20 protein-coding genes are annotated in these 20,630 nt (G+C 65.2%); all 20 read right to left on the bottom strand.

Features of this window, described 5'->3' with window-relative positions:
* Nucleotides 1–10: 10 nt before the first annotated feature.
* A complete protein-coding gene (locus tag BMI89_RS06100; protein WP_078570228.1) occupies nt 11–490 on the bottom strand; it encodes a prepilin peptidase in 480 nt (159 codons plus the stop codon).
* Entirely contained in the window at nt 487–1,212 is a 726-nt protein-coding gene (locus tag BMI89_RS06095) for a helix-turn-helix transcriptional regulator (protein WP_168173942.1), read from the bottom strand. The genes BMI89_RS06100 and BMI89_RS06095 overlap by 4 nt, the downstream gene beginning before the upstream one ends.
* 378 nt (nt 1,213–1,590) lie before the next feature.
* Complete coding sequence (locus BMI89_RS06090) at nt 1,591–2,592, bottom strand: type II secretion system F family protein (protein ID WP_143593837.1); 1,002 nt, start codon at nt 2,590–2,592, stop codon at nt 1,591–1,593.
* A 16-nt stretch (nt 2,593–2,608) separates the two neighbouring features.
* Nucleotides 2,609–3,580: a type II secretion system F family protein gene (locus BMI89_RS06085; RefSeq protein ID WP_078570227.1), complete on the bottom strand. Its 972-nt coding sequence runs from the start codon at nt 3,578–3,580 to the stop codon at nt 2,609–2,611.
* 3 nt (nt 3,581–3,583) lie between these two features.
* A complete protein-coding gene (locus BMI89_RS06080) occupies nt 3,584–5,014 on the bottom strand; it encodes a CpaF family protein (RefSeq protein WP_078570226.1) in 1,431 nt (476 codons plus the stop codon).
* Nucleotides 5,015–5,027: 13 nt separating this feature from the next.
* Entirely contained in the window at nt 5,028–5,927 is a 900-nt protein-coding gene (locus tag BMI89_RS06075; RefSeq protein ID WP_078570225.1) for a hypothetical protein, read from the bottom strand.
* Between the two features lie 18 nt (nt 5,928–5,945).
* Nucleotides 5,946–6,596 (bottom strand): TadE/TadG family type IV pilus assembly protein, encoded by a 651-nt coding sequence (locus tag BMI89_RS06070; RefSeq protein WP_078570224.1) that lies wholly within the window; start codon nt 6,594–6,596, stop codon nt 5,946–5,948.
* On the bottom strand, nt 6,593–7,102 hold the full coding sequence (locus BMI89_RS06065) for a TadE/TadG family type IV pilus assembly protein (protein WP_078570223.1): 510 nt from the start codon (nt 7,100–7,102) through the stop codon (nt 6,593–6,595). Before BMI89_RS06065 ends, BMI89_RS06070 begins: the two co-directional genes overlap by 4 nt.
* A gap of 5 nt (nt 7,103–7,107) precedes the next feature.
* The gene (locus BMI89_RS06060; protein ID WP_078570222.1) at nt 7,108–8,637 is read right to left on the bottom strand and encodes a pilus assembly protein TadG-related protein; all 1,530 of its coding nucleotides are present in this window, start codon (nt 8,635–8,637) and stop codon (nt 7,108–7,110) included.
* A gap of 12 nt (nt 8,638–8,649) precedes the next feature.
* On the bottom strand, nt 8,650–9,456 hold the full coding sequence (gene cpaB / locus BMI89_RS06055) for a Flp pilus assembly protein CpaB (RefSeq protein ID WP_078570221.1): 807 nt from the start codon (nt 9,454–9,456) through the stop codon (nt 8,650–8,652).
* 78 nt (nt 9,457–9,534) lie between these two features.
* Nucleotides 9,535–9,738: a hypothetical protein gene (locus tag BMI89_RS06050; RefSeq protein ID WP_078570220.1), complete on the bottom strand. Its 204-nt coding sequence runs from the start codon at nt 9,736–9,738 to the stop codon at nt 9,535–9,537.
* A gap of 431 nt (nt 9,739–10,169) precedes the next feature.
* Nucleotides 10,170–11,567: a UDP-N-acetylmuramoyl-L-alanine--D-glutamate ligase gene (gene murD / locus BMI89_RS06045; RefSeq protein WP_078570219.1), complete on the bottom strand. Its 1,398-nt coding sequence runs from the start codon at nt 11,565–11,567 to the stop codon at nt 10,170–10,172.
* Between the two features lie 231 nt (nt 11,568–11,798).
* Nucleotides 11,799–12,389: a hypothetical protein gene (locus BMI89_RS06040; protein ID WP_078570218.1), complete on the bottom strand. Its 591-nt coding sequence runs from the start codon at nt 12,387–12,389 to the stop codon at nt 11,799–11,801.
* Nucleotides 12,390–12,580: 191 nt separating this feature from the next.
* Nucleotides 12,581–13,663 carry a phospho-N-acetylmuramoyl-pentapeptide-transferase gene (mraY, locus tag BMI89_RS06035; RefSeq protein ID WP_078539566.1) on the bottom strand — a complete coding sequence of 361 codons (1,083 nt, stop codon included), beginning with the start codon at nt 13,661–13,663 and terminating at the stop codon, nt 12,581–12,583.
* Entirely contained in the window at nt 13,663–15,111 is a 1,449-nt protein-coding gene (gene murF, locus BMI89_RS06030; RefSeq protein WP_078570217.1) for a UDP-N-acetylmuramoyl-tripeptide--D-alanyl-D-alanine ligase, read from the bottom strand. Before murF ends, mraY begins: the two co-directional genes overlap by 1 nt.
* Nucleotides 15,111–16,592 carry a UDP-N-acetylmuramoyl-L-alanyl-D-glutamate--2,6-diaminopimelate ligase gene (locus BMI89_RS06025; protein WP_078546540.1) on the bottom strand — a complete coding sequence of 494 codons (1,482 nt, stop codon included), beginning with the start codon at nt 16,590–16,592 and terminating at the stop codon, nt 15,111–15,113. The genes murF and BMI89_RS06025 overlap by 1 nt, the downstream gene beginning before the upstream one ends.
* A gap of 134 nt (nt 16,593–16,726) precedes the next feature.
* Complete coding sequence (locus BMI89_RS06020; RefSeq protein ID WP_246831974.1) at nt 16,727–18,541, bottom strand: penicillin-binding protein 2; 1,815 nt, start codon at nt 18,539–18,541, stop codon at nt 16,727–16,729.
* Nucleotides 18,541–18,918 (bottom strand): cell division protein FtsL, encoded by a 378-nt coding sequence (locus BMI89_RS06015; protein WP_078570215.1) that lies wholly within the window; start codon nt 18,916–18,918, stop codon nt 18,541–18,543. The genes BMI89_RS06020 and BMI89_RS06015 overlap by 1 nt, the downstream gene beginning before the upstream one ends.
* On the bottom strand, nt 18,915–19,922 hold the full coding sequence (gene rsmH, locus BMI89_RS06010) for a 16S rRNA (cytosine(1402)-N(4))-methyltransferase RsmH (RefSeq protein WP_078570214.1): 1,008 nt from the start codon (nt 19,920–19,922) through the stop codon (nt 18,915–18,917). The genes BMI89_RS06015 and rsmH overlap by 4 nt, the downstream gene beginning before the upstream one ends.
* A 3-nt stretch (nt 19,923–19,925) precedes the next feature.
* Nucleotides 19,926–20,411 carry a division/cell wall cluster transcriptional repressor MraZ gene (gene mraZ / locus BMI89_RS06005; protein WP_078520010.1) on the bottom strand — a complete coding sequence of 162 codons (486 nt, stop codon included), beginning with the start codon at nt 20,409–20,411 and terminating at the stop codon, nt 19,926–19,928.
* Nucleotides 20,412–20,630 lie beyond the last annotated feature (219 nt).

Raw genomic sequence — 20,630 nt, 5'->3', positions numbered from 1 at the left:
TTGGCGGGGCCTACCCGCCGACCAGATAAGGCAAAGCCAGACCCGCAAGCGCGATCGAGACGCCCATCGGGAGCTTTCCCCGTGCGTAACAACTTTTCCAACCCAAGCGGGGCCCAAGCCGCGTCGCCACCGGCGCGCTTTGCAGCCCCATCGTCAGCGCCGAGCCCGCAAAAAGCGCGACGGAAAAGGCGATCAAAAACTCCCCCATCGCCGCAGAGGGCACGAATAGCATCAGGGCCGCGAGGAATTTCACGTCCCCTCCCCCGAAGGCGCGCAGCACGAAAAAGACGTAGCCGACCAAGAAGGTGATCGCGCCTGCGGCGAGGCGCAGGCTCAGCTCGTGCAGACCCAGAAACGGGGCGCAGAGCGCAAAGAAGCCAAGCGTGATCAGCACGATCTTGTTCGGGATGCGCATCTCGCGCAGATCGCTGAGCGCGACCCAGATCAATATCGGGGCCAGCGCCGCCAGCGGCAGGAGCTGCCCGGTCATGCGACCCGTCCGGCTCTGGCGCCGGCGAGCTCGAAGGGCAGTTCGGAGACAAGCTGGAAGGTCAGTTCCGCCAGATTGCGCGCGCCGGTCTTGGCGTAGAGATTGCTCAGATGGGTGCGCAAGGTGGATTCCTTGATCCCCAGCTCCGCAAGCATCTGATCGGGCGACTGACCGTGGCGCAGCAGCAGGCAGACGCGATATTCCGAACGGCTCAGACGCGCCGGGTTATCCGCGCTCAGGATCGGCGAGCCGATGAGCGGCGCGGCCTGTTTGGCGGCGGATTTCAGCAAGGTCTCGGTGAACATGCCCCGCGCGCGGTTGTGCCAGGTGCGGCTCAGCGTATCGCCGAGCGTGGTCAGCACCGCTTGCTGATACTGGCGCAGCTTCTCGGTGAAATGCAGCTCGAGCGTATCGACCCAGCGATCGCTGATCTCGAGCGGAATGACGACCATTTCGACGAGGTTGCGCCGGGCCAGTGCCGAGGCGACCGCCTGCGGCACGTCCTCGTCCTGCATCGAGCGATACCAGGTCGAGCCCCGTTTGGCCTTGTCGAGATAATCGCCCAGCAGATCGCCTGCGAAGCTTTGCTCCAGCGGGATCCGGCAGCCGGATCGCGCCCTGTCATGGACCAACGCCCGTGCCGATGCGCCCGCATCCCGCGGATAGCGCGCCAAAATGACGGCCTCGGCCCCGATACTGTCGGTCAGATATCTCAACGCCATGCGCAGCGGGTTCGTCCCGTGCAGACACTCACACCACTGTGCAACGGCCCCAATCATGCCCGCTTCGATAGCGCGCTCTTGCCCGGGCGAAGCCCCGGCTGTCCCATAGTCCCGCATGGTCCCCACCATCCCCAGAAACTATTATATGTGGCCCACTTATGTGCGTGACAGCGCGTAGACCATCTCTAAGCGTAACCCCTAAATGCGTTAATTCCTAAGCTAGCCATTTGGACTATATCCACAGCCCCCTGTGGATGATTCGATTGATGCGCTCCGCAATCAAAGGTTGCATATTCGGCATTTAAATCGAGATTTTGGCCTAAAAAATTGTCCGTAAACAATGTCTTGGGAAAAGTGCGCATTTGGAAACGATTCGATTTACTGGGCGTAATTCACGAAATAGCGAATCACCACCGGGCCAACGGCGATCAGGATCAGCGCCGGGAGCATCAGCGAGGCCAGAACTCCGGACATCTGCACCGGCAGGCGATTGGCCTTTTCCTGGGCCCGCATCTCGCGGATACCGCGCAGATCGGCGGCATAGGTGGTCAACGCCTGCGCCATCGAGGCTCCGAAGCGCAGCGACTGGCTCGCGACATTGGCGAAGGCGCGCACGGTCTCGACCCCGGTCCGGTCGGCCATGTCGCGCAGTGCCGCCTCGCGCTCGCGCCCGGCCTGAACCTGGCGCTGCACCGAGAGGAACTCGAAGGAAATCTCCGGCGACGTCTCCGCAAGCTCGTTGCCCACGCGGGTCATCGCCGCATCGAACCCCATGCCGCTCTCGATCGCGACCTGCATCAGATCGAGCGCGTTCGGGAAGCTCTCTTCGATCCGCAGCCGCCGCTCGCGCATCCGGCTGTTGAGCCACATAAGCGGCAGCAGATAGCCGCCTGCGACGAGCCCGGTCAGGATCTGATAGGTCGCCATGCCGCTCAGGCTGCCGAGACGGGCATCCAGCCCCATCGGCAGGCCTATTTCGGGGCTGCGCGCGGCAAACAGAAGCCCCATGAAAATGCCCGGCAGGCCGATCCCCAGCGCGATCCGGACCAGGGTGAAGCGGCGCAATGCGCTGGCCCCGGACAGCCCGGCCTGCGCAAGTTTGCGTTCCAGCTTGGAGCGGGTCTGGCGGTCGGCGGGCACGAAGGCCTTCAGGATCTGGCCCGGACGTGCCTCCGGCGCCTTGAGATAGCCGTGCTCGGCGCGCCCTCCCGTCTTCGGTCCGCCGATGGCCGCGATGCGCTCGGCGGCGCGGTCGCGCTGGAAGGCGGCCTGAAGCCCGACGATCAGCAGCAGCAGGCCGAAGCCGATCCCGGCGGCCAGAAGCGTCTCGGGCGCGATGCCCATCCGAAGCGCGAAATCCTCGATCCGTGTCATCAACATGGTCTCTCTCCCCGGCTCAGATCCGGAACTGCACCAGACGGCGCAGCACCACGGCATTCAGGATGATCAGCGTCACGACGATGATCGCCATCGTGCGGAACATCGGGTGATCGGCGACTTCGCCGTAGTAATTCGGCGAAATCAGCGAAGTGAAGCCGAACATGATGAACGGCAGCGCGGTCAGGAACCACGCTGAGGCGCGCCCCTCCGCCGAGATCGCGCGGATCTTGCGCCGCATCGAGATCCGGCCCCGCGTCGTCGCCGCCAGCACTTCGAGCACGCGGGCGAGATCGCCGCCCGTACCGTGCTGGATACCGATGCTGGCCGCGAGATAGTCGGCGTCTTCCAGCCCCACCCGCTCGGCGAATTCCAGCACCGCGTCGGGCAGGTCTTCGCCATAGGTCACCTGATCGAAGATGATGCCGAATTCGGTGCCGATCGGATCGGGCATCTCCTCGGCCACGGCACCGATCGACATGTTCAGCGGATGGCCGATCTTCAGACCTCGCGCGAGCATGTCGAGCGCGTCGGGCAGCTGGCTCGTCAGCACTTTCATCCGTTGCGTCGCCCGCGAGCGCAGGATCATGAAGGGCAGCACCAGCCCGATCGTCACAGCCGCAGAGGCCGCCCGCAGCGGGCCGAGCGGAGCAAGCGCCAGCACGAAGCTCCCGATCGCAAGTGCCGCGCAGATCAGCAGGAACTTGTCCGGCCCGATCCGGAAGCCCGCGCGATGCAGCAGGCGCGGCAGATCGAACCGCTTCGGCAGCCGGGCAATCCAGCCCTTGCGCGGGTTGGGCTTGAGCAGCGCGAGCATCTCCTCGGTGTCGCGCCCCTTCGCGATCATCTTCATCCGGCGGCTCTTGGCCTCACCGCTGGTCTCGGTGCGGTTGAGCAGGTGCAGGCCGCCCGTCAGCGCCAGCAGAACGCCAAGCGCGATGCCGCTATAGGCGACATAGGCGGCGAGGTCCTTTTCGATGATCTCCCACATGGCTCAGTTCCCCCGCATCTTGAAATCGGACGGATCGACCGCGACGCCTGCCGCGATCAGGTCTTCGAGGCAGCGCGGACGCAGGCCGGTCGCGGTGAACTCGCCCTCGATCACGCCATCGGCAGAGGTGCCGGTTTTGCGGAAGGTGAAGATGTCCTGCATCATCACGATATTGCCTTCCTGCCCGGTGATCTCGGAGATCGAGAGCACCCGGCGGCGACCGTCGGACATGCGCGCGATCTGCACGACGATGTCGAGTCCGGAGGCGATCTGCGAGCGGATCGCGTTGAGCGGCATGTCGAGGCCGATCATCGTCACCATCTGCTCGATCCGCCCCAGAGCGTCGCGCGCGGAATTGGCGTGGACCGTGGTCATCGAGCCGTCATGGCCCGTGTTCATCGCCTGCAGCATGTCGAAGGCTTCCGAGCCGCGCACCTCGCCGACGATGATCCGGTCGGGACGCATCCGCAGCGCGTTCTTCACCAGATCGCGCTGGATCACCGCGCCCTGCCCGTTCGGATTGGACGCGCGGGTTTCCAACCGCACAACATGCTCCTGTTGCAGCTGCAATTCGGCGGCGTCCTCGATCGTCACGATCCGCGTGCGCGGGTCGATGGCGGCCGAGATCGCGTTCAGAAGCGTCGTCTTGCCCGAGCCGGTGCCGCCCGAGATCAGGATATTCTTGCGGGCATGCACCAGCCCGTGCAGGAACCGCGACGCAGCCCCCGTCATCATCCCGGTCTCGACAAGCCGCTCCATCGTGTAGGGTTGGCGCGCGAATTTACGAATCGACAGGCTCGGCCCGTCAATCGCACAGGGCCGGATGATCGCGTTCACGCGGCTGCCGTCTTCGAGCCGCGCATCGACCCAAGGGTTGCTCTCGTCGATCCGGCGCCCCACCCGCGAGACGATCTTGTCGATGATCCGCAGCAGGTGGCGCTCGTCGCGGAAGCGTACCGCCGTGCGCTCGAGGACGCCGTGACGCTCGACGAAGACACGGTTGCAGCCATTGACGAGAATGTCGTTGATCGACGGGTCGGCCAGCAGCGGCTCCAGCGGGCCGAGCCCCAGGACCTCGTTGAGAAGCTCGTCGACCAGCGTCTTGAATTCCTCCGCGCGCAGCGGGGTTTTCGCGTCGCGCAGCTCTTCGCTCACCAGCGCAGCCACTTCGCGGCGCAGCTCCTCAGGCACGACCTTGTCGAGCATCGACAGGTTCAGCCGGTCCAGAAGCGCGTCATGCAGGCGGCTTTTCAGTTCCAGCGCACGCCGCTGCGCCTCTTCGTAGACCTCCGCCGCAGGCGGTTTGGGCGTAACCTGCTGTGCGGCCATCTCGCGCGCGTCTTTCGGCGGGCTGCCCGCGTAGGGTTTGCCGAGCGGGATCACCTTTTCGGTCTCGGTCGGTTTCGACCCGCGATCCGTGAAATTGCGAAACATCTCGTGCTCCCCCTCAATTCGTCCGGGCCGCGCTCTGTGCGAGCCGCCCCTTCGCCAGACCGGCAATCGCTTTCGACAGCGCAGAGCGCCGCCCGATCCGCGCAAGAGGCACGCCGCGATCGGCAGCCTCCTTGGCGGCGCGCGGGTCGTCGGGCAGCCAGTGGCTCAGATCGCGATCGAGCGCCTTCGCCGCCTCCTGCTGCACCCGCGAGCGCATCAGCGGACGGCTTTGATGGTTCACGACCACCTCGATCTCCAGCGCGAGGTTCTCCTCGTGATAGGCGTCGATCAGGCGGCGGGCCTGCTGCAGCGAGGGCACCGCGAGATCTGTCACCAGATACATCAGGGACGCGCGCGCCAGCACCGGCGAGACCCAATCGATCAGCGCATGCGGCAGATCGACGACGACGTAATCGCAGCGCGCCTGCATCAGGGTGATGAGTTCGGTGACCTGATCGGCCCCGAGCGCCCCGAGCGGCGCGAAAGCGGCGGGGGCGCAAAGTACTTCCAGCCCGTCTTTCGTATGCTGGAGCGACTGATCGAGGAAGGTCTCGTCCGGCACCGCCCCGCTGCGCGCCATGTCGTAGAGCGCCGGGCTCGGGTCGAGATCGAGGAAACCCGCGACCATGCCGAATTGCAGATCGAGGTCGATCAGCCCGACGCGGCGCGGTGCCTGGCCTTTCTTCACCCCTTGGGCGGCCAGTTGATGGGCGAGATTCACCGCCAGCATCGTGGCCCCGATCCCGCCGCGGCTGCGCGCGACCGCGATCACCTGCCCCTCCTCGTCGGGCGCCCGCGCGTGTGTCAGGCGCTCGGCCTCGGCGGAAAAGGTCAGCCGGCGCTTGGCGGGCGCGGCAAGGTCGCGCGCGCTCGGCTCGGGCACCAGGAATATCGGTTTGGTTCTACGGGTCATTTCATGTCTCCCCTTGCTTTAGCTTCCCGCGCCCTGCGCGAGATCCTCGCCCGGCATCGACGTGCTCATGCTCGGGAAGGCGATATCTGCATCAAGATTTTCATCGGCAGTGCCGGTCACGAGCCCCACCAGCGCGCCCAGCGGCGTCGCGAACTGGAAGCTCACATTCTGCAATTCGACGGTGACCATCGGCACATAGGGCCCGCCGAGAAATCCAAGCTCGGAATCGTAGGAATAGCTGAAGGACAGGTTCGCCGCGGTCGAGCCATTGGGCAGCGCCGGGGCGACGATCGGCCAGATCTCGGCCACGGTCGCATTCGTCGTCGCGCCCGAGCAGCTCACCGTGGCGGGCGCCGCGCAGACCCAGCTCTTGGCGCTGCAATTCGTACCGAATTGCGGCTCGGTCTCGTCTTTCGGCGTCACGCCGCGCTCATTCGTCTCCGGCACGCCGGCACATGCCGCCGGACGCACCGCTGCCACTCGCGCCGCGACCTGCAACCCACGCTGCATATTCACATAGTGAAAGGCCAGACGCCCGAAATCGAGAAGCCCGAAGAACACCAGAAGGTAGAGGCCGAAGACCAGCGTGAACTCGACAAGGGTCGCCCCCTCCTCGTCGCGCAGGAAGCGGCGCAGTGCGCGCGCGTGATATGCGAGAGGCCCGGTCATGAGCCGAAGACCCGGTTCTGGTCGGCGATCGTCGTGGTGACGGTGCCGAGCGTCGTGGGTGTGATGAGGGTGAAGAGACCGGCGAAGGGGAAGGTGATCGTGACATTCGCCGCCACTTCGACGATCGGCGCATCGCCGAAACGATAGCTGCCTTCGATGCAATCGAGGCTCGGCACTACCGTCGTGACGGTGATCCCGCCCCCCAGAACGCTGCCGCCGGTGATCGCGTTGCCGACGATATTCGCGAGCGTCGCCGCCTGATCATCGACGCTGCCGCCGGTTTCACAGATGCTGCGCGGGGTGATCCGGGCGAGGTAGCGGCTTGCATCGCGCACCCCTCCGATCACCGTCTGATAGGCAAGAAACATCCGCCCGCTCTCGATGATCGCCGCGAAAAGGATGAGCATCAGCGGAAGCACCAGCGCGAATTCCACCAGCTGCGCGCCCTCATCGTCGCGCCAGATCCGGCGCGGGGAGCGGAGGCGATATGCGCGAAACCACCGCATCGCGCTCACCGGTAAAGCTGGACGACGTCGCGGACCATGCCGCCCGTGCCCAGCTCCTCTTGGTCGCCATTGCTGGCGGACCCGATCACTTCGCCCCAGATATCCATCGTCGGCGGGCTCGATCCGTCCTCGCCCACCGGTTCGGTCAGGAAGACTTTGACGAATTCCTTCACCGGCACATTCGTCGCCGCGCCCTTGATCACGGTACCCGTCTCCGCGCTGCAATCGATGCCCGCAACGATCAGCACGCGTCGGTCGGCATTGGGGGCGGCAGCGGGCGCGCAGCTCGGCAGGCCCGTCTCGGCGCGTCCCGAGAGGATGTCGCCGCCAGCCGCAGCCGCGATCTCGGCAAGATAGAGGTCATAGCGGGTGTCCGCATCCGCGAAAGGATCCGTGGCACCCTCCGCCGTGATGTCGATGCCATAATTCTTCTGCATGTAGGTGATGCGGCCTTGCGACCAGTCACCATCGCCGAAGCGACCGCAGGGCTCAGCGGCCCCCTCCAGGAAGCAATCGTCACGCGGCAGGCCGACCGTATCGGGCGAAAGCTCTTCATTTTCCTTTATGCAGGTGTTTTTTCCGCCGCCATTCGACGTGGTGCCATCCTTCCCGCTCGGATTGGCGGCGACGATCCCCTTGATGACATTCGGCGCGGGCGCGTAATCGGGATCGTTGCTGAGCCCGTTCATGATCGACTGATACATGTCGAAGCGCACGTTGAAGATCGCCGCGTTGCGCCCTTCCTTCTGGCCCGGTTCGAGATCGACGCCACGCTGGTTGAAGCATTGGGTGATCTTGCTGACGGCGCCGAGCAGGCAGGCGTCGAGCTGCGCGCCGGATTTCTTCGCGCAAGGCCCCTCATCATCGATTTTCGCGCCGTTCGGATCGAGGAACCCGAAATCGCCGGGCCCCCAAGCGGCATCGCCGCCCCCGCCCGAGCGCAGCAGGATCATCTGTCCGACATCCTTCTCGGCATCGAAGCCGGGCGGCACGCAGAACATCAAGGGCGTGACATCGCAGGCGAGAATTTCGAGCCCCGCGACCGCCTGAGCCGTGGCCGAGCCGTCGAACGCGTCATACCCGCCCATCGTCGTGAAAGCGGCGGCGAAGACGCCCTGAACCTCACGCTCATCGACATCGACCCGCACGAAGGCGGCCTTCGCGGGATCGGTGGTCACTGCGTTTGTCGCGTCGCTATCGCTGTCCGGCAGTGCGCTGAGATAGGTCAGGGTCACATCGTTCGCAGCTCCCAGCACCTGCGAGCCAGTCGCGAAAGTCTGGCTGTCGACGATGAGCTGTGCAGCCGCATCGGCGCGGGTGATCGCGTCGGAATTACCGTCAAGTTCGCCCGCAGCCGCCAGCGCCACCGAATCCGCGAAGGATTGCAGCTCCGAGCGGGTGCTGCCGAGCCGGCCCAGATCGAAGGAGAGCGCGACCAGACCGAGCACCACCACGAGGCTCATCCCGAAGAAGACGAGGATCGTCCCGTCTTCCTCTCGGGCGAAACGCCGGATGCTGTTCTGGATGCGCCCCATCGACCCCGAGCCTCACTTGATCGTCGTTTGGGTCACTTCCGTGCCGCGCCGGATCGTCACCGTGCGCACGGGCGTGGGTTCGAGCTTGTTCGCAGACCGCTCGCTGAGAATATCCGCCAACCCGATCGAGGGCAGCGGATCGCTCTCGGCCTCGTCGAGCGTGCGGAGCGTCAGGCTGAGCGTTCCCGCCTTCTGCGCCAGCGCGAGGCGTTGGCCCTGATCGGGCGAGACCTCGACGGTGACAGTGCGCGCCACGCCGGGGGTTTTCACCTTCTCATCGGCTTCCTGATCGACCCCGATGACGCGAACGTCCTGAAGGATCGTCACGGTCTTGAGCGACTCGTTCTTGCCGCGGGTCATCATCACGTCGACGCGGTCGCCCGGCGTCACGAAGCCGCCGACGCCGCTCGTGGCGTTGACCTCGATCGCCATGGCGCGGCTGTTCGGGCCGAGGGTCTGAACGATTGTGACCTTCTCACCGTAATTCGAGACCTTGGAGGCGAGGATCAGCTCGCCCTGCGCGATCTCGGCGCGGGCGCGGCGCGGCTCTCCGCCCGTTTCGGGCAGGAGGGCTGCATAATCAGTGAAGACACCCGGCGGCAGCGCCTCTTTCGGCCAAGAGATCGAGGTCAGCTTCTGCGCCTCGATGGTCTGGCCGAAGGGAATGTTCTGTGCAGCGGCAAGGACCTCGACGAGGCCTTCGCGCTCGGCGGCAAGGTCGCGTTTGTATTTCGCCTCGAAGAAATCGCGCGCCAGGTAAGCCGAGCCACCTGCCACGGCGAGTCCTGCAGTGAAGGTCAGCAAAGATGCGATACGCATGGCGCTCTCCGTTTCATGAAATGAGTTGAGTGGCCCAGGGCAACGCGGTGACGGTCGCCCTGAGCGAAAGACGCGGCATCAGTTGCCGTAGGCGCCGGTTGCCGTCGAATCCATGATTTGGGCGCCAGACAGCATTTCCCCGTGCACCGCGGTACCGAGCGTCGTATAGATCGCCGAGCCGATGCCCACGGCCACCGCCAGCGCGATGCCGTATTCGACGACGGTGACGCCCTCTTCGTCCTTCTTCAGACGACGCAGCGAAGCGAGTTTGAACAGTTTCATGGTCTTTCTCCGTTTCTGAAATGCCGGCCCACCCCGGCGTTAAAATCTGGCCCCGTGTCCCCTGTTGAGCCGGGCAGCCAAGATTCAGATTGCGAGCGTTTTGACGTCGCGGCATCGGTTCAACGTCGCGAAATAACAATCAAGAGTTGTATTTCTTGGCAGCGATGCCGAAATCTGGACGCCAGATACGCCGTTTGGAGGAGCGATCACCCAGCAGCGCCGCTCTCGCGACTCGGCTTGAGGCGCGCGATTTTCGTCTTGTTTCGGAGGTTTGACGCGTGCGGCGGAACGATGCCGTTCAGGACGCTACACCGTTCGAGCTACAGGCCGCGCACGGTTTCGGTGACAGAGGCACCGGAATCTTCGGCAGCCCCGAAGCGGGACTGCCGTTTTCGCGAGATGTGAGAGCGGACGGCTTGGACGCCCAAACCTCAGCCGGGCAGCGCGTCCACGAGCTGCGCGAAGTGATCGCCGCGTTTCTCGAAATTCGGATATTGGTCGAAGCTGGCCGCTGCAGGCGCCAGCAGGACCGTATCGCCCTCTTCGGCATCGCGGGCGCAGGCGGCGACGGCGGCTTCCATCGTCTCGCAAATCTCATGCTCGACCGCCAGTTCCAGCGCGAAATCGCGCGCGGAATGGCCGATGAAATAGGCCTTCTTCACCGCGCCAAGATGTTCGGACAGCGAGGCCACCCCGCCCTCCTTGCCCAGACCGCCCGCGATCCAGCGGATGTTCGGGAAGGCTTCGAGCGCCTTCGCGGCGCTGTCGGTGTTGGTCGCCTTGGAGTCGTTGACCCAGCGCACCCCACGCTTCTCGGCGACGGTCTGGCTGCGATGCGGAAGCCCGGCGAAAGAATGGAACGCCTGTTCGATCACGCGTGGCGCAATCCCCAGCGCGCGCACGGCAGCATAGGCCGCGCAGGCGTTCTGGTGGTTATGCGCACCGGGGAGCCCCGTGACATCACGCAGGTCGATCGAGGCCACCTGCTTGCCCTTGCGCCATTCGCTGAGGAACCCTTTGCGCGCGTAGACCGACCAGCCCCAGTCGCCCAGCTTGCGCGCGGAGGACACCCGGATCAGCCGGTCATCGTTGCGACCCATCATGATCTGATTGGCGAGATAGACGCCCTCGGGCTCATCGACGCCGATCACCGCGCGATCCGGGCCTCCTTCCGCGAAAAGACGACGCTTGGCCGCGAAATAGCCGCCCATGCCCGCGTGGCGGTCGAGATGGTCGGGCGAGAGATTGGTGAAGACCGCGATGTCCGGCGTCAGCGCGCGCGCCAGATCGGTCTGATAGGAGGACAGCTCCAGCACCACGACCTCGCCATTCTCGGCAGGCTCCAGATCGAGCACGCCGCGCCCGATATTGCCCGCCATCTGCGTCGGGCGCCCGGCCTCTTCCAGAATGTGATGGATCAGCGCCGTCGTCGTGGATTTCCCGTTCGAGCCTGTGACGCAGATCGTGCGCGGGGCCTGATCGTAGCGCATGAAGTCATCGGTGGCCCAGGAGGCGAAGAACAGGCCGATATCGTTATCGACGGGCACGCCCGCCTCCATCGCTGCCGAAATCACCTGGTTGGGCTTGGGATAGAGATGCGGAATGCCGGGAGAGACGATCAGGGCCGCGACCTCCTCGAAAGCGCCGTGGCGCGTCAGGTCGCGGCAGCTATAGCCCGCTTCCTCGGCGCGGGCGCGGCCTTCGGGGCTGTCGTCCCAGCACAGCGGCTCGGCCCCGCCTGCGCGCAGCGCGGCCGCCGTCGCCAGCCCCGAGCGCCCGAGCCCGAGCACCGCCACTTTCTGTCCGTCAAAGCCCTGCACCGGGATCATGGGTCTCTCCTGTCGCCTCGCGCAAGGGCAGCGGGGGCCGCCTCGCGTCTTCGACGTTCTATCACGTCGTTCCATCTCGGGGGCCAGCCCCCGCACCCCCGGGATATTTGAACCAATACGAAGGGGAAAGGGGGGAACGAAGCGCGCACGTCGCCGGACATGCAAAAACGGCGCGCACGGAGGGGAGGATCCGTGCGCGCCGCAAAGGGTCTCCTAGCGAAGATCGTTAGATTACGACTTCTGATCTTGCTGCTTTTCGAGCGTCGAGAGAATGTCCGACAGGCTCGCATTCAGCATCAGCTTGCCCGAGCCGACTTCGGAGGCCGGAACGGTGATCTTGAACATCGAAACGGTCGTGTCGAGCGTCTCGTCGGTGCGGACATAGACTTCGTCGCTGTCGCCCATGTTCATGACTTTCTCGATCGTACCGACCGCAGCGCCGTCCGAGGACACGACGGCATCGTTAACGCCGGTCTGGACCTTGTTGCCGACGATGCCAGCATCTTTGTTCAGCTGGTTCTCAGCGGGGATCGACTCTTCGCCGCTGGAGGTCTGGTCGGTCATGGCAGCGCCGACTTTTTCGTCTGCGACACCAGCGGTGTTACCGACATCGCTGCCCGAGGTAACGTTGACCGCCGGCTCGGTGCCGTTGGAGGTCTGGTCGTTCGGAACGATCTGCATCTTGTAGTCGATCAAGCCGTACTGGCCGTTCTCGGACGAGCCGCCCTGAGTCACGCCATCTGCGGCGCTTGCGATGGTGCCAAGCGAGAGCGTGGCAGCGAGAGCGGTCGTCGACAGAATAATGTTGAACTTGCGGGTCATCGGGTTCTCCTCGTTAAAACTTTTACGACGTCTCGCGTCGCGGTTCGGGGAGACAACCAGTGGATTTCGCTTTGGTTCGCTCAAATAAAGTTGACGTAAACCAAGGGCGCCGCGGTGGAACCGCGACGCCCTTTTGCGACTTCGCGCGCACTCGCATACGCGCTAAATAAGAGGTATACGGGAAGGAATTCTCAGCGAATTTTCAGCGTCGCCAGACCGATCAATGCGAGGATCAGCGAGATGATCCAGAAGCGGATGACGATCTGCGGCTCCGACCAGCCTTTCTTTTCGAAATGGTGGTGGATTGGGGCCATCAGGAACACTCGTTTCCCGGTGCGTTTGAAATAGGCGACCTGGATGATCACCGACAGCGCCTCGACCACGAAGAGGCCGCCGACGATGCCGAGGACGATCTCGTGCTGGGTGCAGACCGCGATCGCGCCGATCGCGCCGCCAAGCGCAAGGCTGCCGGTATCGCCCATGAAGACCGCAGCCGGCGGGGCGTTGTACCACAGGAAGCCCAGACCGCCGCCCATCAGCGCTGCAGTGAAGATCACCAATTCGCCCGAACCGGGGACGAATTGCACGCCCAGATATTCGGTGAAGTCGGTGCGGCCCACGACATAGGCGATGGCGCCCAGCGTGCCCGCGGCGATCATCACCGGCATGATCGCGAGCCCGTCGAGCCCGTCGGTGAGGTTCACCGCATTGGCCGCGCCCACGATCACGATCATCGCGAAGGGGATGTAGAAATAGCCGAGGTTCAGTACGAGGTCCTTGAAGAACGGGATCGACAGACGCCCTTCTAGATCGGACGGGTGCAGATACCACGTCAGGAGCGACGCGAGCAGCGCGAGCAGGAAGCCGAGCGCGAGCCGCGCCTTGCTGCTGACGCCTTTGGTGTTCTGCTTGGACACCTTGGCGTAGTCATCGGCGAAGCCGATCGCGGCATAGCCGTAGGTGACCATCAGCACGACCCAGATATAGCCGTTGTCGAGCCGCGCCCAGAGAAGCGTCGACACCAAAAGCGCCGTCAGGATCAGGATGCCGCCCATAGTGGGCGTCCCGGCCTTGGAGATATGCCCCTCCGGCCCGTCGTCGCGGATCGGCTGCCCCTTGCCTTGCGTGCGCCGCAGGATACCGATCAGCCAGGGGCCGAAGATGAACCCCACCAGAAGCGCCGTGAAGAAGGCCCCGCCCGCGCGGAAGGTGATGTAGCGGAACAGGTTGAAGACGCCCCCGCCATCGGAGAAGTCGGTCAGCCAATACAACATTAGTCTTTTCCCTTATGGGCCTCGGCCGCGCCGGGCTGGCCGAGTTTTTTCAATACGCTCACGACGACGCTCACCTTGGAGCCTTTGGACCCTTTGACCAGAACGACGTCGCCGGGGTCGATCAGGTGGCGGGCGCGCTCTGCCAGCTTGTCCGCCTTTTCATACCATTCGCCGCGTTTGGCGCGCGGAAGCGCTTCGCGCAGCGCCGCCATGCGCGGTCCCGCGAGATGCACGAGGTCGATCTTCGCCATGGCGGGGTGATCGGCAATGGCCGCGTGCAGCGCCGCCTCGTCGTCGCCCAGCTCCAGCATGTCGCCGAGGATCGCGATGCGGCGCCCTTTCGCGGTGCGCCCCACCCCGTCGCGCGGCTTGGCGCCTGCCAGAACCTCGAGCGCTGCCGACATCGAGGCCGGGTTCGCGTTGAACGCGTCGTCGAAGAGATCGAAGCTCTCGGCCTCGTCCACCACATCCATATAGACCCGCTCGCGCTGGCCGCGCCCGGCGGGGGGCTGCCAGTTGCCCAGATCCATCGCGGCGATGGTCGGATCGCAGCCCGCGGCTTCGGCCAGGGCCAGCACGCCGAGCGCGTTATTCGCGAAATGCCGCCCCGGGGTCATCACCTTGAACAGGATCGGCGTGCCATGGTGATCGGCCTGAACCACGGTCGCGTCGCCCGCGATGCGGGCGTCGATCAGACGGTAATCCGAGCCCGGCTCGGGACCGAAGCTGACCATGGTTCCGGCCTGCTGGGCGGCCTTGCGCAGAATGTCGGACACCTCGAGGCCGGAGGGCACGATCGCGATACCGCCGTCGATGAGCCCCTCGAAGATCGACGCTTTCTCATGCGCGATGCCCTCGATGCTGTCGAAAGCGGCCAGGTGGGCCGGCGCGACGGTGGTGATCATCGCGGCATGGGGCTGCGCCATCTTCGCCAGCGGCGCGATCTCGCCCGGGTTGCTCATACCGATCTCGATCACGGCAAAATCGGCATCCTGCGGCAGGCGCGCCAGCGTGATCGGGACGCCCCAGTGATTGTTGAAGCTCGCCTCGGCGGCGTGAACCGTGCCTTGAGCCGAGAGGACGGCGCGCAGCATCTCTTTGCTCGACGTCTTGCCGACGGAACCGGTCACGGCGAGCACGCGGGCCCGCGCACGTGCGCGCCCTGCCCGGCCCAAAGCCTCTAGGCCGGCGAGGACGTCATCCACGATCAGCAGCGGATCGTCCTTCGTGCAGCCCTCGGGGATGCGGCTGACCAGCGCCGCGGCTGCGCCCTTGTCGAGGGCCTGACGCGCGAAATCATGGCCGTCGCGCACGTCTTTGAGCGCTACGAACAGATCGCCCGGATGAATCGTCCGGGTATCGATGGAGATCCCAGTCGCGGCGAAGGGTTGCGTGGCTTCGCCACCCGTCGCGGCGGCCGCGTCGCTCGAGGTCCAGAGCACGGCCATCAGATTTTCCCGTCCAGCGCGGCGACGGCGACCGAGGCCTGCTCGGCATCATCAAAGGGATAGGTGTCAGAGCCGATGATCTGCCCGCTCTCGTGGCCCTTGCCCATCACCAAGAGCGCATCGCCCGGCTGCAGAAGATCGACGCCGCGCAGGATCGCCTCGGCACGGTCGCCCACTTCCATCGCCTTGGGCGCGCCTTCCAACACGGCGGCCCGGATCGTCGCGGGATCTTCCGAGCGCGGGTTGTCGTCGGTGACGATGACGATATCGGCGTTCTCGGCGGCGGCCTGCCCCATCAGCGGGCGCTTGGTCGCGTCACGATCGCCGCCCGCGCCGACGATGGCGATCAGGCGGCCCATCACATGCGGGCGCAGCGCCTTGAGCGCGGTCTGCACCGCGTCGGGCGTATGGGCGTAGTCGACGAAAACCGTCGCGCCATTGTCGCGGGTGGCGGCGAGTTGCATCCGCCCGCGCACGGTGGAGAGCTTCGGCAGCGTCGCGAAGACGTCCTCGGGGTCGGCACCACAGGCGATGGCGAGCGCCGCCGCCGTGAGCACGTTCATCGCCTGGAACCCGCCGATCAGCGGCAGGCGGGTCATCTGCGTCCAGCCTTCCCACGAGAAGCGCACATCCTGCCCGGTCGCGTCAAATCGCTGGCCAAGGATCTGCATTTCGCATTGCTCGGTATGGCCGATGCCGATCAGTTCCTGACCGCGCGCGGTGATGTAGCGCGCCAGTTCCTCGCCCTTGGGATCGTCGAGATTGATCACCGCCGCCCCGTCTTCGGGCAGAACGCGGGTGAAGAGCCCGGCCTTGGCGGCAAAATACTCCTCGAAGCTCGCATGATAATCGAGGTGATCTTGCGTGAAATTCGTAAACGCTGCCGCCGAGAGCGTCACGCCATCCAGCCGGCGCTGCGCCAGCCCGTGGGACGAGGCCTCCATCGCGGCATGGGTCACGCCGACGGCCGCCATATCCGAGAGCAAGCGATGCAAGGTGATCGGCTCGGGCGTAGTATGCGGCGACGGGGCGGAATAGCTGCCTTCCACGCCGGTCGTGCCGATATTCGCGGCCTCGAACCCCATGAGCTGCCAGATCTGGCGGGTGAAGGTGGCCACCGAGGTCTTGCCGTTGGTGCCGGTCACCGCGATCAGGGTCTCGGGCTGGCGCTCGAACCACAGCGCCGCCGCGAAGGCCAGCGCCTGACGCGGGTCTTGCGTGATGACGATGGCGGTGTCGGTGCCTTCAAGCGCCTCGCGCGCGGCCTTCTCGCCCGCGCGATCGGTCAGAACGGCGGCCGCGCCCATGCGCAATGCGTAAGGGATAAACTCGGCCCCGTGGATCTGCGTGCCCGGCAGCGCCGCGAAGAGATGGCCCGGCTTGACCTGCCGACTGTCGACCGACAGCCCCGAGATCGCGCAGTCTGCGCCTTGCAGCGGCGTCAGCCCCAATTCGCTCAGCATTTTGGTGCCCGCAGCCATCGTATCCGTCCTTCATTCAGCTTGCCGCACTTATCCGGCGACGCGTCTGCGAGGTCAAGGCGACAGGCCCTTCCCCCGGTCTCTTTGCGCGAGTTCATGCGCGTGGCGCGAGACCCGCTGCCAGCCCGGAAAGGTCAGTCTTTCTTGACGAGGCTGATGCCGTCGAGCGTGTCGGGCGTGGTCGGTTCGGGGCGCAGGCCCAGAAGCGGCGCGACACGGCGGATCGTCTCGGCCGCGACCGGCACGGCGGTCCAGCCTGCGGTGCGGCGCGGCGTGTCGCCGGAGGTATCCGTCGGCTCGTCCAGCGTGAGAACCAGCACATATTCGGGGTTGGTCACCGGGAAGACGCCTGCGAAGGTCGAGATCACCTTCTTGTCGTAATAGCCGCCCTGCGGATCGGGCTTGTCGGCGGTGCCGGTCTTGCCCGCGACCTGATAGCCCTCGACATTGCCGTAGCTCGCCGTACCGCGCGTCACCACGGCGCGCATCATCGCCAGCGCCTTGCGGGCCACCGCCGGAGACACGACCTGCGCGCCTTCGGGCGCACCGAATTCCTGTTTATGCGGCTTGCGCGGGCCGCCGTTGGCGATCAGCGTCGGCAGCACGCGCCGCCCGTCATTGGCGATCGTCGCATAGGCCGTTGCAAGCTGCAGCGGGCTGTCGGAGAGACCGTGGCCGTAGCCGATGGTCATCGCAGAAAGCTCCGACCAGTTCTTCGGCAGAATCGGGCGGCCCGTCGGCGCCTCGATCAGCTCCACCGGCGAGGGCTCCAAGAGGCCCAGCTTGCCGAGGAATTCGCGCTGCTTCTCGGGGCCGATCTTCTGGACGATCCGCGCAGTGCCGATATTCGAGCTGTGCACGATCACATCCGTGACCGACAACTGCTTGCCGTAATTGTGGAAATCGTGGATGCGGAACTTGCCCCAGCGCAGCGGGCCCTTGGTGTCGATCATCGTCTCGGGTGTGACCAGACCGTCCTGCATCGCCTGGCTGACCGCGAAAATCTTGAAGGTGGAGCCCAGCTCATACATCCCCTGAACCGCGCGGTTGAACAGCGGGCTGTCGGAGGGATCGCCCTTCAGAAGCGGCGCGGGGCGGTCGTTGGGGTCGAAATCGGGCAGACTCGCCATCGCGACGATCTCGCCGGTCTGAACCTTCATCAGCACCGCCGTTGCGCCCTTGGCATTCATCAGCTTCATGCCGCCCGAGAGCACGTCTTCGAGCGCGGACTGCACGGTCAGGTCGAGCGAGAGCTTCAGCGGCTGCCCACCATTGGCCGGATCGCGCAGCCACTTGTCATATTCCTTCTCGATCCCGGCCACGCCGAGGATCTCGGCGGAGTTCACGCCCTCCGTGCCGTAGCGCGCGCCGCCAAGGATATGCGAGGCGAGATGGCCGTTGGGATAAAGCCGCATCTCGCGCGGGCCAAACAGAAGGCCGGGATCGCCGATATCATGGACCGCCTGCATCTGCTCGGGGCTGATGCGGCGCTTGATCCAGACGAATTTACGATGACCGGTGAAATCCTGCTTCAGCCGGTCGCGGTCGAGGTCAGGGAAGATTTTTACCAGCTTGTCCACGGTGCCCAGCGGGTCGATCATCATCGGCGGCTGCGCATAGAGCGAGTGGGTCAGCAGGTTGGTCGCGAGCACCCTACCCTTGCGGTCGACGATATCGGCGCGTTGGGCGTGGATCTGCTCGGTCGTGGAATCGGTCTGCGGCTCTTCGGGGCGCGCGGCGGCGAAGGAGCCCATGCGCAGCCCCACCGTCAGGAAGGCCGCGAGGAAGATCACCGACATGACCAGCAGGCGGCCTTCGGCGCTTTGACGCGCCTTGTCACGGGTGGCCTCGCCGCGCAGACGGCGGTTCTCGCGTTCGATCGCGTCGGGATTCTCACCCTTTTCGCGGGCGTCAAGGATACGGGCAAGCGGACGAAGGGGCGTGCGCATCAGTTCCCTCCCTCAGGATCGGCCTTGACCTCGATCGGGTCGGACAGGCCGGACAAATCGGTGCTCGACGCGTCGGCATCATCAGCCTGCGGCGTCGGATAGGCGATCTGCGCCACGGTCCCGAATTGCTCGGGCGTCATCGGCAGGAGACGCAGCGAGGTGAAGTTGAGATTGACCAGTTCGCGCAGGCGCTGCGGGCGGTTGAGATAGGCCCATTCGGCGTTGAGCACGGACAGCCCCTCGTTGAGCGAGGCGATTTCGCGGTTGAGGTCGCGCAGCTCGTCGATCCGGTCCTGCGTGTCGTAATTGACGTGATAGGCCCAGAAGGCGAGCGCGAGGACACAGGCGGAGGCGGCAAGATAGGCAAGCAGTCTCAACGGCGTTTCCCCTTCTTTTCCCCGGTGACGAGCTTCGGAAGCCCCAATTGCGTGCGATCGGCCTTGCCGGCGGGCGCCTCGGTGCGCCGTCCTACCCGAAGCCGGGCCGACCGTGCGCGCGGGTTTTCCGCCAGTTCCTCTGCGTCGGGCCCGTCGCCCTTCACGGTAATCTCGAAAGCGGGATCAAGGGTTTGCTGAACCGGTGCGTGGCGCGAACCGCCCCCGCCCGTCGACGAGCGCGCCGCAAAGAAGCGCTTCACCACCCGGTCTTCGAGCGAATGGAAGCTGACCACAGCCAGAAGCCCGCCGGGCTTCAGCGCGCGTTCCGCGGCTTCCAGCCCCTCGATGAGCTGGCCGAATTCGTCGTTCACCGCGATGCGCAGCCCCTGGAAGCTGCGCGTGGCGGGATGGCTCTGCCCCGGTTTCGGGCGCGGCAGGCAGCGCTCGATCACTTTGACCAGCTGCTGCGTTGTCTCGAAAGGCTGAACCTTGCGTGCTTCGACAATAGCCTTGGCGATCCGGCGCGAGGCGCGCTCTTCGCCATATTGGTAAAGGATATCCGCGAGTTCGGCCTCGTCCGTCTCGTTCACCAGATCGGCCGCCGAGGGCCCTTCCTGCGACATCCGCATGTCGAGCGGACCGTCGCGCATGAAGGAAAAGCCGCGATCCGCCTGATCGAGCTGCATCGAGGAGACGCCGAGATCCAGCACCACGCCGTCGAGCAATTCGTCGCTATAGGTATCGAGTTCGGAGAAGGTGCCTTCGACCAGCTCCAGCCGGTCGCCATACTCGCCGCGCCACGCTTCGGCCATCTCGAACACGGCCGGGTCGCGGTCGACCCCGATCACCTTGTCCGCGCCCGCCTCCAGCAATCCGCGCGCATAGCCGCCCGCGCCGAAGGTTCCGTCAAGCCAGGTCCCAGAGACAGGCGCGACCGCCCGAAGGAGCGGCCGCAGCAATACCGGGACGTGGGGGGCGTCTGGCAGGGCGTCCCGATCCGTCATGGCTCACCCCTGCGACAATAGGCTGAGCGGGTCGAAATCTTCGCCCTGCTCCTCGATCCACTGATCGATATTGGCTTCATCGGCAGCGGCGAAGGTCTCGGGGTTCCAGATCTCGAAGGTCTCGCCCACGCCGGAGAAATAGGCCTCCTTGTCGAGTCCGATCTTCGTGCGCAAAGCCGCCGGGAGAACCAGGCGGCCATCGGGATCGACTTCGGTCGGGTGCGATTTGGACAAAACCATCCGCTGCAGGATCGTGCGCTGCTTCGAGCCGCGCGGCAGCGCCGCGATATCGGCGGCCAGCGCCTCGAAGGCGGCCTGCGTGTAGATCTGGAGCATTTTCTGGGTGTCGGCACCGTAGACGATGACCATGCGGGGGCGATCTTTGTTCGGGCGCTCGGGGTCGCCCTCTTCCAGCTCACGACGAAACAGCGCGGGGATCGACACGCGACCCTTACTGTCCACCTTGAAGGTGTATTCGCCTATGAACATGCCCGCCAAAGCGCGCTCCTATCACCTGTCCCGCCGGGCGGGGCCCGAAATGAAAACAGCGGATTGGGCTGCTGCCACTGCCCAATCCGCCGCCCTCGTTCCCATTACTGGGTATGTCCGACTGCACGCGCCACCTGGGGGGATGGGGATATCTGCTCGCTCGCGCGCCGGATCTCTTTGTTTTCGTGAAGCGATGGCCTGTATGAAACCTGCATTTCG

Source organism: Thioclava sp. F36-7 (assembly GCF_002020075.1).
GTDB lineage: Bacteria > Pseudomonadota > Alphaproteobacteria > Rhodobacterales > Rhodobacteraceae > Thioclava > Thioclava sediminum.
Note: the sequence above shows the minus strand (reverse complement) of the source record. Positions and strands in the feature narration are given on the sequence as shown.

What these genes read in the sequence shown, in the direction of transcription:
- BMI89_RS06100 (WP_078570228.1), bottom strand. Translation starts at nt 490, where the DNA reads ATGACCGGGCAGCTCCTGCCGCTGGCGGCGCTGGCCCCGATATTGATC.
- BMI89_RS06095 (WP_168173942.1), bottom strand. Translation starts at nt 1,212, where the DNA reads ATGGCGTTGAGATATCTGACCGACAGTATCGGGGCCGAGGCCGTCATT.
- BMI89_RS06090 (WP_143593837.1), bottom strand. Translation starts at nt 2,592, where the DNA reads ATGTTGATGACACGGATCGAGGATTTCGCGCTTCGGATGGGCATCGCG.
- BMI89_RS06085 (WP_078570227.1), bottom strand. Translation starts at nt 3,580, where the DNA reads ATGTGGGAGATCATCGAAAAGGACCTCGCCGCCTATGTCGCCTATAGC.
- BMI89_RS06080 (WP_078570226.1), bottom strand. Translation starts at nt 5,014, where the DNA reads ATGTTTCGCAATTTCACGGATCGCGGGTCGAAACCGACCGAGACCGAA.
- BMI89_RS06075 (WP_078570225.1), bottom strand. Translation starts at nt 5,927, where the DNA reads ATGACCCGTAGAACCAAACCGATATTCCTGGTGCCCGAGCCGAGCGCG.
- BMI89_RS06070 (WP_078570224.1), bottom strand. Translation starts at nt 6,596, where the DNA reads ATGACCGGGCCTCTCGCATATCACGCGCGCGCACTGCGCCGCTTCCTG.
- BMI89_RS06065 (WP_078570223.1), bottom strand. Translation starts at nt 7,102, where the DNA reads ATGCGGTGGTTTCGCGCATATCGCCTCCGCTCCCCGCGCCGGATCTGG.
- BMI89_RS06060 (WP_078570222.1), bottom strand. Translation starts at nt 8,637, where the DNA reads ATGGGGCGCATCCAGAACAGCATCCGGCGTTTCGCCCGAGAGGAAGAC.
- cpaB (WP_078570221.1), bottom strand. Translation starts at nt 9,456, where the DNA reads ATGCGTATCGCATCTTTGCTGACCTTCACTGCAGGACTCGCCGTGGCA.
- BMI89_RS06050 (WP_078570220.1), bottom strand. Translation starts at nt 9,738, where the DNA reads ATGAAACTGTTCAAACTCGCTTCGCTGCGTCGTCTGAAGAAGGACGAA.
- murD (WP_078570219.1), bottom strand. Translation starts at nt 11,567, where the DNA reads ATGATCCCGGTGCAGGGCTTTGACGGACAGAAAGTGGCGGTGCTCGGG.
- BMI89_RS06040 (WP_078570218.1), bottom strand. Translation starts at nt 12,389, where the DNA reads ATGACCCGCAAGTTCAACATTATTCTGTCGACGACCGCTCTCGCTGCC.
- mraY (WP_078539566.1), bottom strand. Translation starts at nt 13,663, where the DNA reads ATGTTGTATTGGCTGACCGACTTCTCCGATGGCGGGGGCGTCTTCAAC.
- murF (WP_078570217.1), bottom strand. Translation starts at nt 15,111, where the DNA reads ATGGCCGTGCTCTGGACCTCGAGCGACGCGGCCGCCGCGACGGGTGGC.
- BMI89_RS06025 (WP_078546540.1), bottom strand. Translation starts at nt 16,592, where the DNA reads ATGGCTGCGGGCACCAAAATGCTGAGCGAATTGGGGCTGACGCCGCTG.
- BMI89_RS06020 (WP_246831974.1), bottom strand. Translation starts at nt 18,541, where the DNA reads ATGCGCACGCCCCTTCGTCCGCTTGCCCGTATCCTTGACGCCCGCGAA.
- rsmH (WP_078570214.1), bottom strand. Translation starts at nt 19,922, where the DNA reads ATGACGGATCGGGACGCCCTGCCAGACGCCCCCCACGTCCCGGTATTG.
- mraZ (WP_078520010.1), bottom strand. Translation starts at nt 20,411, where the DNA reads ATGTTCATAGGCGAATACACCTTCAAGGTGGACAGTAAGGGTCGCGTG.